Below are 12,594 nucleotides of genomic sequence, written 5' to 3'. Positions count from 1 at the left end.
CCCTACTCCTCGCTGACGAGCCGGTTGAGGGTCTCCGTGTCAAGCCCGGAGGCGCTCATGGGTGCCGCCGCAGCAACTTCCGGGGTTGCGGGGCGCATCCTGGAAGCAAGGGCTCTGAGGTTGGCGCTGATGAAGACGTCCCTGACCTCGATCTGCCACCCCAGGGCCCTCACGGCAGTCACCAGTTGCAGAGCCGTCATGCTGTCACCGCCCAAGGAGAAGAAATTGTCGCGCAGGCTGACGGCACGCTCTGGTCGTTCGAGAAGACGGCACACCTGATCGACCAGTAGTTGCTCCCAATCGTTGCCGGGCAGGACATCCGTGTGGTCCTCCGTCTCATGCGCACCTTGCAGGACCGCAGCCAGATCCGACGCGGGAACGGCAGTGTCCGGCGCCTCGACCCAGCTGGACGCGACCTCCGTCAGTACCGCGAGCACTCGCGAAGCTCCCACCCCGGCAATGGTGCGCACCAGCAGCTTGACCGTGGCGGCATCTCGTATTGCCGTCACCGAGCACAACTGCCCCTGGATGTCAGGTCCGTGACGTTCCAGTTCGCGACGAGCTTGATTGCTGGCGAGGGCTTCACTGAGCAGAACACGAATCATGGGCTCCCCGCCGCTCTCGATGGACCTCAGCGCGAGGCGAGGACTACAGGGCCAGGGAACAGACGGTGACACGGATTCGACACGTCCTTGGCAGGGCAGTCCGGAGATGGCTGCCACGACTCGCACGAGGACATCCTCCGGCTCTCCTTCACCCAGGGCCATGAGGTCGTCGAAGAGATCCCGGGGAAGGCTTGCCTGGGCCTGCTCGTACTCGATGGCCGTGCCCTGGCTGCTCCTCGACTGTCCTGTCAGTGCTGGCACAGGAAGACCCGAGAGCACCCGGTCCAAGATCTGGGACAGCCCATCGAGATCCATGCCTTCACCTGCCAGCGCCGTGACCAGGGCCGACCTGCCACGTCGATGAACCCTCAACCGCACCACATGTCCTTCGCCGGGCACCCCCAGGGCATCGGACCTCAGGATCTCCTGCGTCCCAGCCGACGAGGACCCCTCCTCGACCATGAGGCCAGACCCGCAGCGCGACAGGAGGGCGGCAGCGGACTCACCGTCACTCAGGGCGACTGCCACGAAGGCCCCATGAGCCACCGACTGATCACTTAGGCTAGGCATGCCTCATACAGTATGCATATATTTACGTTGCGTAAAGTCTCATCTCGGCGAAGAGTTGGAGGAGTGATTAATGCTGTCGTTGACGGTTCTTGGCGCAGGCCCCAAGGCGATCGCCGTTCAGGCCAAGGCGCATGCCCTACGTCGCATGGGGCTTCCGGCACCTGAGATCCTGGTCATCGACCCTCAAGGGGTCGGGGGCAACTGGCTGTCCGGCGGTGGCTGGACCAACGGACACCACCTGCTCGGCACCTCCCCGATGAAGGACGTGGGTTTCCCGTACCGAACCCGCATCGTTGATCCTCCCGATGCCCACGGGATCCGACCACTCAATCAGGAGGTGGACCGTTTCCTGTTCGAGGTCAGCTGGCCCCAGTTCCTCATCGACACCAGTCGCTACCCCTCATGGGTCGACCGCGGCCATCCGGCGCCACGCCACCGGGAATGGGCGGCCTACCTCACCTGGGTGGCTGAACGCACCGATCTGAACCTGCTCACCGGAACGATCCGCACGATCTCGGTCATCTCCGACCCGGGCCGCTGGTCCTTGGAGGTCCACCTCAATGACGGCCAACAGCACCATGTGGCGTCCGACGCACTCATGATCACCGGCCCCGGCACCAGCTCCCGCCGCATCGCGGAACTGCCCCAGGTCCACTCGTTGTCCAGCTTCTGGCACACGGTGACGGATGGCTCCCTACCTGAGGCCAACCGCATCGCCGTCATCGGTGGGGGCGAGAGCGCCGCCAGCATCATCAACGAACTGGTGCGTCACCCGTGCCAGGAGATCCACGTCATCTCGCCAGCGGCGACAATCTTCTCGCGGGGGGAGAGCCAGTTCGAGAACTCGTTGTACACCGAACCCACCCGCTGGCTCACCCTGGACGACACCGCCCGCCGCGATGTCATCTCCCGCACTGACCATGGTGTCTTCTCCAGGCGAACCCAGGATCTGCTCCACGTCGACGATCGTGTCTCCCATCTACGCGGCACCGCAGAGAGCGCTGCGCAGCAAAGGGAATTCATCTCAATCCGCATCACCGATCCCGTGCTGGGAACCCGCGAGGAGAACTTCGACCTGGTTGTGGACGCACGCGGCAACAGCCCCACTTGGTTCACCGAACTGATGGACGAAGAGGTACTGACCCGTCTGACCGCCGCCTGCAGGGGGGTACCAACTCCGGCGCGTGTGGAGGAACGGATCGGCACCGACCTCAGCCTGACAGGAGTTGAGCCGAAGCTGTTCCTACCGACCCTCTCCGGCCTGCGGCAAGGACCGGGATTCGCTAATCTCAGTTGCCTGGGAGAGCTGTCGGATCGGGTGCTGGCTGGTCTCGGGGTGGGAATGTCCACCCCAGATCTGGCGGATGAGGACGGCGAACCCAGGATCCCCACTGAGCTCGCCCCAACGGGTCGCGTCGAAAGAACCTGACCCTTGTCCGCCATCGATCGGATCACCGTAACCGGATTCCAGGCTCTGCTGCCGACCTTTGTGGCCGTGCACGAAACCTCAGAGGATCCCCCCGATGCCCTCCTTCTTCCCGACGAGCAGGTCCATCTCGCCCATGCCGTCGAAAAACGACGTCGAGAGTTCACCACCGTACGTCACTGTGCTCGTCAGGCCATGGGCGTCCTGGGTGTTGCGCCAGCCTCGGTGCCTCCCGGTCCACGGCGTGAGCCACTGTGGCCGGTCGACATCGTGGGCAGCATGACCCACTGCCTCGGGTATCGGGCGGCAGCAGTGGCGCGACGTCACACGACGCGGACCATCGGCATCGATTCCGAGACCAACCAGAACCTCCCGGACGGGGTTCACGACATGGTGATGAACCCCGTCGAGAGACGCACCGCGACAGCCCTGACCACCCACGACCCGCGGACCGCCTGGGACCGCCTGTTCTTCAGCGCGAAGGAAGCGGTCTACAAGGCCTGGTATCCACTCACCCACCTGTGGTTGGACTTCAACCAGTGTGCGATCACCCTCGGTCCCGGGGTGTTCCGAGCACTCGTCACGAGCCCGGAAGCCCCATCCACAGCCATCACACACTTCCACGGACGCTGGGGAGTGACGGGAGACCACCTCCTGACTGCCATTCACGTCCCCGAAACACCACGAGAGGGAAATGATGCGATCCGTTGACTGGAGAGTGGTCGCCGCAGCGGCGACCGTCATGATCGTCGAGGGCTACGACCTGAGCGTCTACGGCATGCTCCTTCCCGTGATGTCGGCTGACCCAAACCTCGGTCTGGACACGGCAGCAGCCGGTCTGACCGGATCAGCCGCCTTCATCGGCATGCTGCTCGGCGGCCTCACCGTCGGCCCGTTGTGCACGCGGTGGCGACACGACCGGGTTCTCATCAGCGGAGTGCTCCTGTTCTCGGCAGCCATGCTCGGCACCATGCTCTCTCTGAATGTCGTGTTCATGTGGATCACGCGGCTACTCGCTGGTTGCGGTCTCGGTGTGGTGCTGCCCTTGTGCATGGCAGCCGTACGCCGTTCCTGCAGCAGCGGGGCGATCCCCCTGTGCTTCTCACTGGTCACCGGAGGAATCCCCGCTGGTGGGGCGATCGCTGCGCTGGCCTCCCGCGCCACGGCGGAGCAATTCGGTTGGCGTCCCCTGTTCGGGGCCGGAGCCCTGCTGGGCGTGGCCCTGCTGCCGATGGTGAGCGTGGTGCTCCGCAGCCGATCCGTTTCGCAGATGTCGGAACGGGAGGAACGGCCTCCGGTGCCCTGGCGGAGTCTGGCCCTTCCCGCGACGGCAGGGGCCCTGGCCACTTTCTGTTTCCTCCTGTCCTTCTACGGGCTGATGACCTGGCTGACGAAACTCATGACCCAGTTGGACGTGCCTCTCTCAGGAGCCTTCCAGCTCACGATGCTCCTCAATCTCGGCGCCGTGGCGGGGTCGGTCCTCACCGGACTGACCGCCTTCCGCTTCGGGGCTCTCCCTGTGACAGTGCTCTCCGGCCTGACGGGTGCAGTGTGCCTGCTACTCGTACCCTCCCAACTCGTCAGCGGCATGAGCATGATCCTCGTCGTGGTGATGCTGGGCATGGCATCACCATCAACTCAGAACCTGGTCAACTCACTTGTCGCTGAGGCAACCGAGGATCCCTGGCGGGCCGGCCTGCTGGGATTCACCCTCGGACTCGGAAGACTCGGGGCCGTGGCCGCCCCGGTCATCGGATCCCACCTGCTGATGAGCACGCCCCCCGGGGAGGGGCTGGCCTCGCCACCGGGAGCCGTGTTCATCGCCTTCGCAGTCGCCAGCCTCGGGGGTGTGGTCTGCGCTCTCTGGCTGGGACACCTCGTGTCTCGGAGGAGATCCGAGCAGCAACGAGTCTCCGATTCCCGGCGGCTGGAGGAGACACTAGGACGATGAGACCGCCATCCCTCCCGCAGAACTCGTCGACGGACTGATTCCTCGTCGGAACAGCTCCGAACAAGAAGGGATCTACCACCGAGCACGACCAGTCGCTGATACCGCAGCCCCTCTGTTCGGGGCGAGGGCACCCATGTGGCCGATCGTTTACCCGACGATCGTGTCCAGGATGGTTCTGGCCCAGGTGACCGGGTCGTCGGTCGGTTTGGGGATCAGCAGCTGGGAGGTCGCCTTCTTGTGGACCGCCCCCGGGTGGAGCCTTCCCAGCCGCACCTGGCGCGAGTCCGGCAGCGACACCGGCTCGAAGCGAATGAACTTGCCCTGGGCGACGATCTCGTTCACCCCCAGCTCACGGGCCCGGTTGCGCAGCTCCGCCACCGCCAGCAGCTGCTCCACCGGCTCCGGCAGCGGGCCGTACCGGTCGAGGAGCTCCTCACGCACCGCGTCGACATCCGCCTGGGTCCTCACCTCCGCGATCTGCTTGTACATCTCGAGCCGCAGCCGTTCGGAGGCGACGTACTCGTCCGGTAGGTGCGCGATGACCGGCAGCTCAACCCGCATCACCGGCTCCGGTTCGGTGTCCTCCCCGCGGAAGTTGGCGACGGCCTCCCCCACCAGGCGCAGGTACATGTCGAAGCCGACGTCGGCGATGTGCCCGGACTGCTCCCCGCCCAGCAGGTTTCCCGCACCACGCAGTTCGAGATCCCGCATCGCGATCGACATGCCCGCCCCCAGGTCGGTGTGCGCGGCCATCGTCGACAGCCGTTCGTGGGCCGTCTGGCTGAGCGTCTTGTCCCTCGGGTACAGGAAATAGGCGTAGCCGCGTTCGGACGACCGCCCCACCCGGCCCCGCAGCTGGTGGAGCTGCGACAGCCCGAGCGTGTCAGCGCGGTCGATGATGAGGGTGTTCGCGGTCTGGATGTTGAGGCCCGCCTCGACGATCGTCGTGCACACCAGCACGTCGGCGCGACGCTCCCAGAAGTCGAGCATGACCTGCTCCAGCCGGGCCTCCCCCATCTGACCGTGCGCCGTCGCGACCCGCGCCTCCGGCACCAGTTCACGCAACTCCGCAGCCACCTTGTCGATGGACTCCACCCGGTTGTGGACGAAGAAGACCTGCCCCTCCCGAGCCAGTTCCCGACGGATCGCGGCCCGCACCTGGCCGTTGTCGTACGGCCCGACGAGGGTCAGGACCGGGTGCCGCTCCTCCGGCGGGGTGGCGATGACACTCATCTCCCGGATCCCCGTGATCGCGATCTCCAGGGTTCGCGGGATGGGGGTGGCCGACATCGACAGCACGTCGACGTTGACCCGCAACTCCTTCAACCGGTCCTTGTGCTCGACGCCGAACCGCTGCTCCTCGTCGATGATGACCAGCCCGAGATCCTTGAACTCGACCTCCTTCGACAGCAGCCGGTGGGTGCCGATGACGAGGTCGACGCGCCCGCTGGCCAGCCCCTCCAGCACCTTGCGGGCCTCGGCGTCGCTCTGGAACCGGGACAGCTGCGCCATGTGGACCGGGAACCCGGCGAACCGGGAGGCGAAGGTCTGGTGGTGCTGGCTGACCAGCAGCGTCGTCGGCACCAGCACCGCGACCTGCTTGCCGTCCTGGATGGCCTTGAACGCCGCCCTGACCGCGATCTCCGTCTTGCCGAACCCGACGTCGCCGCAGATGAGACGGTCCATCGGGACCACCTTCTCCATGTCGGCCTTGACCTCCTGGATGGCGGCCAGCTGGTCGGGGGTCTCGACGTGGCTGAAGGCGTCCTCGAGTTCCCGCTGCCACGCCGTGTCCGGGCCGAAGGCGTGCCCCCTCGTGGCCTGCCGGGCCGCGTACAGCTTGATGAGTTCGGCGGAGATCTCGCCGACGGCCTTCCGCGCCCTCGACTTCCGCTTGGCCCAGTCGGAGCCGCCCATCTTGTCCAGCGCCGGGGTCTCGGAGCCGACGTAGCGCGTCAGCTGGTCCAGCTGATCCATCGGGACGTACAGCCGGTCCCCGGGCTGCCCCCGCTTGCTGGGGGCGTACTCGATGACGAGGTAGTCGCGCACGGACCCCTGCACCGTCCGCTGGATCAGCTCGACGAACCGGCCCACCCCGTGCACCTCGTGGACGATCGGGTCCCCCGCCTTCAGTTCGAGGGGCTGGATGGTGTTGCGACGGCGGCTCGGCAGCTTCCGGGCGCCACGTTCCGGCCCCTGCTGACCCGACAGCTCGGCCGCGGTGATGAGCTCGACCTTCGCGTCGTCGTCGCGCCAGCCACGACGGAACCCGCCCAACACGACGTGGACGCTGCCGGCAGCGGGCTCCTCCTCCAGCTCGGAGAGGGTGGCGGGTATCCGGTGCTCGCCGAGGATTTCCAACATCCGGGTCGCGAGACCCTTGCCCTCGACGCCGATGAGGAGCCGCCACCCGTCGCGGATGCGCGACTGGATGTGCTCGACGGCCGCGTCGACGTCGCCGCGGAAGTCGTCGGAGGGGGCGACGGCGAGCTGACGGGAGTGCACCGAGTCCGCATCGAGGTTGTCGTCGGGCGCGACCTCCGCGGTGAAGGGGCTGAGCGTCCACCACTTGTGGCCGGCGGCCATGGTGTGTTCCCGCACGTCGCCGAGGTTGCGGTAGGCCGACGCCCCCAGGTCGATCGGGGAGGTGCCGCCGCTGGCCGCCGCCGCCCACGACGCGGTGAGGAACTCCTGGGAGGTCTGCACGAGCTCCGCCGCCCGGGTGCGGACCAGCTCCGGGGCGACGACGAGCACCATCGAGCGGGGCGGCAGCACGTCGGTGATGAGCTCCAGGCCGTCGACGAGGACGGGGATGAGGGCCTCCATCCCCTCCACCGCATGCCCCTCGGCAATCCGGGACAGCATGTCGGCGAGCTGCGGATGCCGCCCCAGCAGGTCCTTCGCGCGGGCCCGCACCGTGTCGGTGAGCAGCAGTTCCCGGCACGGCTCGGCCGTCACGGCTGTCAGTTGCTCGCCCGTGGAGCGCTGGTCGGCGACGGCGAAGGGCCGGATCTCGGTCACCTCGTCGCCGAAGAAGTCGATACGGACGGGGTGGTCGGCGGTCGGCGGGAAGACATCGACGATGCCGCCGCGGACCGCGAACTCGCCCCGCCGCTCGACGAGATCAACCCGGTGGTAGGCGGCACCGACGAGGTCCTGGAGCAGGGAGGTGAGGTCACGCTCCTCGCCGACCTGCACCGTCACCGGACGCATCGCGGCCAGCCCCTTCACCTGCGGCTGCAGCAACGACCTGACGGGCGCGACCAGCACCCGCGGCGGGGTCGGCGAGGTCAACCGGCGCAGCACCGCCAACCGTCGCCCGACGGTGTCGGCCCGCGGCGAGAGCCGCTCGTGCGGCAGGGTCTCCCAGGCCGGGTAGTAGGCGACGTCGTCCTCACCGATCATGCCGCCGATCTCGGCCGTGAGGGCCTCCGCCTCCCGGAAGGTGGAGCTGACGACGAGAAGCGTCCGGCCCGACGCCTCCGCCAGCAGCGCGGCCAGCGTCGCGAAGAACGACGGAGCGCAGGTGATGTCGCGGGCCTCCGCGCCGACGACCTGCGCGTCACGCAGGGTCGCCCGGATGGCGGCATCGGTCTCGAGAGCGGCACTCAGGCCCGGAAAACGCACCGGCCCATTCTGTCACGGCGTCGCCGCGGCACCGTCACCGCTTGTCGTGCAGCGCCCGGGCGTATCCCCACAGGTTCCTCGGCCGCGCCGCGATCCGCGTCGCCAGGTACGAGTACCAGCCGGTCCCGAATGGCAGGCAGGTGCGCGAGGTCCAGCCGATGTCAGCGAGGCGTCGATGCTCCAGGGGCCGTACCCCGTGGAACATCTGGAACTCGAAGGTGTCCCGGGTGCGCTGCGTCCGGTGCGCGAGGAGGCAGGCGATCTCGATGATGCGGGGATCGTGGGAGGCGAGCATCGGATAGCCGGGCGACTCCATCATGATCCGCAGGCACCTGACCAGCGCCAACGACTTCTCGTGCTCCTTGACGATGGCGACGTCGCGACCCGCCGGGTAGGAGCTGACACACAACCGCACCCTGGCGCCCTCAGCGCCGAGACGACGAACCTCCGCCTCCGCGACCCGGAAGTTCACCGGGATGGTGATCCCGAGGCCGGGATGCTGCTCCCTCACGGCCCGGTACAGCGCCATCACGGCCTCGTACTCATGCGGCCGCTGCATCTCGAGGGTGACGTGCGCGGACCGCTCCGCCGCCGCCACGCACAGCTCTCGCAGGGCGTCGCGGGCGGTGACCTTCGAGGTCCTCAAACCCAGCGACGACGGTTTGACCGAGATCTCCACCCCCGACATCCCCTCGGGAAGGGCTGCCAGCAGCTGCTGCAGGACCGCCGGGGTGTCGGACTCGGAGTCGCGCCGGGACAGATGGGTGAAGCTGAGCTCCAGGCCCTGCTGCTGCAGCCTCGTCGCCACCTCGACGGCGTCGGCGACCTCCTGCCCGGCGACGTAGTTGCGGGCCAGTTCCCAGAGGGCCTGGGAGGAGGCCGCCTGCCGGGACAACCAGGATCGCCGGATCATCCATCTCACCCAGTTCGCTGCACGGTTCATCAGCTGTCCTCCTTTGGCCGGGCGCCTGCGGCGAGTTCCTCGCGGGTCCGGGCGAGCAGGTCAGCGAGCAACGACGCCCGCTCCTCGCGGGTCCTCGCCCGCCGCGTCGACACCTCGTGGACGATGTGGCCCTCGTAGCCACGACGGCTCAGCTCCCGCACGACCTCCCACGCGTCCTGGTCCCCCTCCCCGGGCAGCAGGTGCTCGTCCTTGAAGGAGCCCCTCCCATCGGTGAGATGGACGTGGGTGAGACGGTCCCCCCACGCCGCGACGAGGTCGAGGGAACGCAGCCGGGCCGTGGAGGCGTGGCTGAGGTCGAGGGTGAGGTGGTCGTAGTCGAGGTCGGTGGGGTCCCAGCCCGGCGCGTAGGCCATGAAATCGCCGGCGAGGGTGCGCCACGGGAACATGTTCTCCACCGCGAAGGTGACCCCGCTGGTGCGGTTGAGCTCCCGGATGCCGTCGACGAAGCCGCGCCCGTACTCCCGTTGCCACCGGAACGGGGGATGGACCACGACGATGTCCGCGCCGAGCCGTCGCGCCGCCTCCGCCGAACGCTGGAGCTTCTCCCACGGGTCGCTGCCCCACACGCCGGGGGTGATGAGGAGTGTGGGGGCATGGACGGAGAGGACGGGGACCGCGTGGTGATCGCTCAGCGTGACGACGACCTCCTCGTCGCTGCTGATCTGGTCCGCTCCGACCATGAGTTCGACACCGTCGTAGCCGAGTTCCGCCGCGAGTTCGAAGGCATCCGACGTCGCCTCGGGGAACACCGCGGTGGTCGACAGGAGAACCGTGGGGGTGGGCACCTCACCAACCCTACCGACCGGACCCCCGATTGGGAGAGCGGAATGCTCAGTGGGCACAATGAGGACATGCATGTCGACCACATGATCTTCGCCAGCGGACCGGATGGCATCAGGGCGGATGCCGAACGCCTCGCGGATCTGCTCGGCGCAGACTTCAAGGATGGTGGTTTCCATCCCCGGTTCGGGACGCGCAACCACATCATCCCGCTGGCGAACGCCCGCTACATCGAGGTGGTGGAGGTCCTGGACCACCCAGCGGCCGAGAAGGCGCCCTTCGGGCAGGCGGTGCGCACCCGCTCCGAGATGGGCGGCGGCTGGCTCGGTTGGGTGGTGAGCGTCGACGAGATCGCCCCGTACGAGCGTCGCCTGGAGCGCAGCTCCGTCCCCGGGTCGCGGCAGTTCCCCGACGGCCGCAAGCTGGAGTGGCGGCAGCTCGGCATCCAAGGTCTCATCGCTGACCCGCAGCTGCCGTACTTCCTGCAGTGGGTGTCAGAGGATCTGCTGCGTCCCAGCGCCCTGACCTCCGACGTGCAGCTCACGTCGGTGCGGCTGTCCGGTTCGGCGGAGCGGCTCTCGGACTGGCTCGGGGTGCCGGTGGAACGGGACCTCGACGGCGTCGCGATCGACATGGTGGCCCCGAATGCCCACCCCGGGGTCATCGAGGTGACGTTCGAGTCGCCGCGGAAGGGTACCGTCGTCGTCTGACCTCTTGTGTCGGACCTGCTCCCTACACTTCTCAGGCATGGCGAAACAGGACTCGTTCCACTGCACCGAATGCGGCTGGACCACCCCGCGCTGGGTCGGTCGCTGCGGCGAGTGCCAGGCCTGGGGCAGCGTCGTCGAGCGCGGCGCCCCCACCCTCCGCAAGGTCCAGGCCGCAACACCGACCCGTTCGGCGCAGCGCATCTCGGAGGTCGCCACCGACGACGCCCGCCGCAAACGCACCGGCATCGCTGAGCTGGATCGGGTGCTCGGCGACGGGCTGGTCCCCGGCGCCGTCGTCCTGTTGGCCGGGGAGCCGGGGGTGGGCAAGTCGACGCTGCTCATCGACGTGGCCGCCAAGTGGGCGGGCACCGGGGAGACCACCCTGTACGTCTCCGGTGAGGAGTCGGCGTCTCAGGTGAAGTTGCGGGCCTCCCGAACCGGCGCCCTCCACGACGACCTGTTCCTCGCCAGCGAGAACGATCTGGCCACGGTGCTGGGCCACGTCGAGGAGGTCGCACCGTCGCTGCTCATCGTCGACTCGGTGCAGACCATCTCCGTCTCCGGCACCGAGGGCACCCCCGGCGGGCCCGCCCAGGTCCGGGAGGTGACAGGCGCGCTGGCCCGGGTGGCGAAGAACCGGAACATGGCCGTGCTCATCGTCGGCCACGTCACGAAGGACGGCTCCATCGCGGGACCCCGGACGATGGAGCACCTCGTCGATGTGGTGCTGACCTTCGAGGGGGACCGTCACTCCGGGTTCCGGATGGTGCGGGCCACGAAGAACCGGTTCGGCCCGGCCGACGAGGTGGGCTGCTTCGAGATGTCGGAGAGCGGCATCGTGGAGGTGCCGGACCCTTCGGGGCTGTTCACCACCGCCCACACCGACCCGGTGCCCGGCACCTGCGTCACGGTGACGTTGCAGGGGCGGCGGCCGCTGCTCGCGGAGGTCCAGGCCCTCGTCGCCCCGACGCCGGGGACGTCGCCGAAGCGCGCCACTCACGGCCTCGACTCCTCCCGGATCGCGATGATCCTCGCCGTCCTGGAACGCAAGGCCCGGCTGCCGTTGTCCCAGTTCGACGTCTACGCCTCCACCGTCGGCGGGGCCAAGGTGACGGATCCGTCGGTGGACCTGGCGGTCGCGGTGGCGGTGGCGTCGGCGGCGCTGGACCGGCAGCATCCGCGGCGCATCCTCGCGCTCGGCGAGGTCGGGTTGGCTGGGGATCTGCGTCGCGTGCCCGGCACGGAGCGTCGCCTCGCGGAGGCGGCCCGGCTCGGCTTCGAGCTGGCCCTCGTCCCGCAGGGATCGCGTGACGTGACGGTCAAGGTGCCGAAGCTGGCCGGGCTCAAGGTGGTGGAGGTCGACACCCTGGCCCAGGCCCTGGCCACGCTGGGCCTCAGCGGGTCGCGCCCCTGAAGGTGTCTTCCTTTCCGCTGGTCGAGCCGGACCGCGAGCTTGCGGGCAGTCCGTGTCGAGACCCTGGCGCACGTGCGCGGTGACCCATCCCCTGGTCCGTGCTGTGCGGGCACGGATTTTTTGTCGGTGGGGTGCTCTAAGGTTCTCCTCATGCAGCGACGCTTGAGCCTGACTGAGGGAAGTTCTGACAAGTTCTGGTACATCGACGTGGCCGGTACCGCGGTGACCGTGCGGTACGGTCGACGCGGGTCGGCGGGGACGACGAAGACCAAGGAGTACGACACCGCGGAGAAGGCCCTGGCGGAGGCGGAGAAGCAGGTCGCCTCCAAGGTGAAGAAGGGGTACACGGATGAGGAGGGGGCGTCGACGCAGGCGTTGACCCCGGTGACACCCACCGAGCCGACGCCGAAGACGGCTCCTGCTCCCGTTGCGGAGCCGGTGGTGGTGGAGCCGGTGGTGGTCTCGGATGCGGCGGCGGATGATCTGGGGCTGAGGGTGACGCCGTTCGAGTTGGCCTATGACCTGAGCCGGGAGGTCGTCGTCGAGG

The 12,594-nt window shown here is 68.1% G+C and carries 10 protein-coding genes and 1 pseudogene; 7 read left to right on the top strand and 4 right to left on the bottom strand.

Annotated features, from left to right (window positions below; translation table 11 throughout):
- Positions 1-2: 2 nt before the first annotated feature.
- Positions 3-1,133, bottom strand: a complete 1,131-nt coding sequence (locus tag EII35_RS06990; protein ID WP_185744218.1) for an acyl carrier protein — start codon at positions 1,131-1,133, stop codon at positions 3-5.
- 112 nt (positions 1,134-1,245) lie between these two features.
- Between EII35_RS06990 and EII35_RS06985 the strand changes: the two genes are divergently transcribed.
- The 4 genes and pseudogenes from EII35_RS06985 (at position 1,246) to EII35_RS06975 (ending at position 4,552) form a co-directional block, all read left to right on the top strand.
- Entirely contained in the window at positions 1,246-2,604 is a 1,359-nt protein-coding gene (locus EII35_RS06985) for a SidA/IucD/PvdA family monooxygenase (RefSeq protein WP_125227748.1), read from the top strand.
- 60 nt (positions 2,605-2,664) lie between these two features.
- Positions 2,665-2,859: pseudogene (locus tag EII35_RS16705) on the top strand (hypothetical protein); the annotation flags it as partial.
- A 21-nt stretch (positions 2,860-2,880) separates the two neighbouring features.
- Positions 2,881-3,312: a 4'-phosphopantetheinyl transferase family protein gene (locus EII35_RS16485; protein ID WP_260465047.1), complete on the top strand. Its 432-nt coding sequence runs from the start codon at positions 2,881-2,883 to the stop codon at positions 3,310-3,312.
- On the top strand, positions 3,296-4,552 hold the full coding sequence (locus tag EII35_RS06975; protein WP_125227747.1) for an MFS transporter: 1,257 nt from the start codon (positions 3,296-3,298) through the stop codon (positions 4,550-4,552). The genes EII35_RS16485 and EII35_RS06975 overlap by 17 nt, the downstream gene beginning before the upstream one ends.
- A gap of 147 nt (positions 4,553-4,699) precedes the next feature.
- Here EII35_RS06975 and mfd read toward each other — a convergent pair whose 3' ends face one another.
- The 3 genes from mfd to EII35_RS06960 are packed head-to-tail and all read right to left on the bottom strand — an operon-like array spanning position 4,700 to position 9,928.
- Positions 4,700-8,179, bottom strand: coding sequence for a transcription-repair coupling factor (mfd, locus tag EII35_RS06970; RefSeq protein WP_125227746.1), 3,480 nt, complete (start codon positions 8,177-8,179; stop codon positions 4,700-4,702).
- Between the two features lie 34 nt (positions 8,180-8,213).
- Complete coding sequence (locus EII35_RS06965) at positions 8,214-9,122, bottom strand: proline dehydrogenase family protein (protein WP_125227745.1); 909 nt, start codon at positions 9,120-9,122, stop codon at positions 8,214-8,216.
- Positions 9,122-9,928 (bottom strand): sugar phosphate isomerase/epimerase family protein, encoded by an 807-nt coding sequence (locus tag EII35_RS06960; protein ID WP_260465046.1) that lies wholly within the window; start codon positions 9,926-9,928, stop codon positions 9,122-9,124. The genes EII35_RS06965 and EII35_RS06960 overlap by 1 nt, the downstream gene beginning before the upstream one ends.
- A gap of 66 nt (positions 9,929-9,994) precedes the next feature.
- Between EII35_RS06960 and EII35_RS06955 the strand changes: the two genes are divergently transcribed.
- The 3 genes from EII35_RS06955 to EII35_RS06945 all read left to right on the top strand — a co-directional run.
- On the top strand, positions 9,995-10,633 hold the full coding sequence (locus tag EII35_RS06955; protein WP_125227743.1) for a VOC family protein: 639 nt from the start codon (positions 9,995-9,997) through the stop codon (positions 10,631-10,633).
- A gap of 37 nt (positions 10,634-10,670) precedes the next feature.
- The gene (gene radA / locus EII35_RS06950) at positions 10,671-12,047 is read left to right on the top strand and encodes a DNA repair protein RadA (RefSeq protein WP_125227742.1); all 1,377 of its coding nucleotides are present in this window, start codon (positions 10,671-10,673) and stop codon (positions 12,045-12,047) included.
- Between the two features lie 150 nt (positions 12,048-12,197).
- Positions 12,198-12,594: WGR domain-containing protein (locus EII35_RS06945; RefSeq protein WP_125227741.1), on the top strand; the 397-nt coding region annotated here is incomplete at its 3' end.

Source organism: Arachnia propionica (genome assembly GCF_003932785.1).
GTDB classification, from domain to species: Bacteria; Actinomycetota; Actinomycetes; order Propionibacteriales; family Propionibacteriaceae; genus Arachnia; species Arachnia propionica_B.
Note: the sequence above shows the minus strand (reverse complement) of the source record. Positions and strands in the feature narration are given on the sequence as shown.

What these genes read in the sequence shown, in the direction of transcription:
- EII35_RS06975 (WP_125227747.1), top strand. Translation starts at nt 3,296, where the DNA reads ATGATGCGATCCGTTGACTGGAGAGTGGTCGCCGCAGCGGCGACCGTC.
- radA (WP_125227742.1), top strand. Translation starts at nt 10,671, where the DNA reads ATGGCGAAACAGGACTCGTTCCACTGCACCGAATGCGGCTGGACCACC.
- EII35_RS06955 (WP_125227743.1), top strand. Translation starts at nt 9,995, where the DNA reads ATGCATGTCGACCACATGATCTTCGCCAGCGGACCGGATGGCATCAGG.
- EII35_RS06985 (WP_125227748.1), top strand. Translation starts at nt 1,246, where the DNA reads ATGCTGTCGTTGACGGTTCTTGGCGCAGGCCCCAAGGCGATCGCCGTT.
- EII35_RS06965 (WP_125227745.1), bottom strand. Translation starts at nt 9,122, where the DNA reads ATGAACCGTGCAGCGAACTGGGTGAGATGGATGATCCGGCGATCCTGG.
- EII35_RS16485 (WP_260465047.1), top strand. Translation starts at nt 2,881, where the DNA reads ATGACCCACTGCCTCGGGTATCGGGCGGCAGCAGTGGCGCGACGTCAC.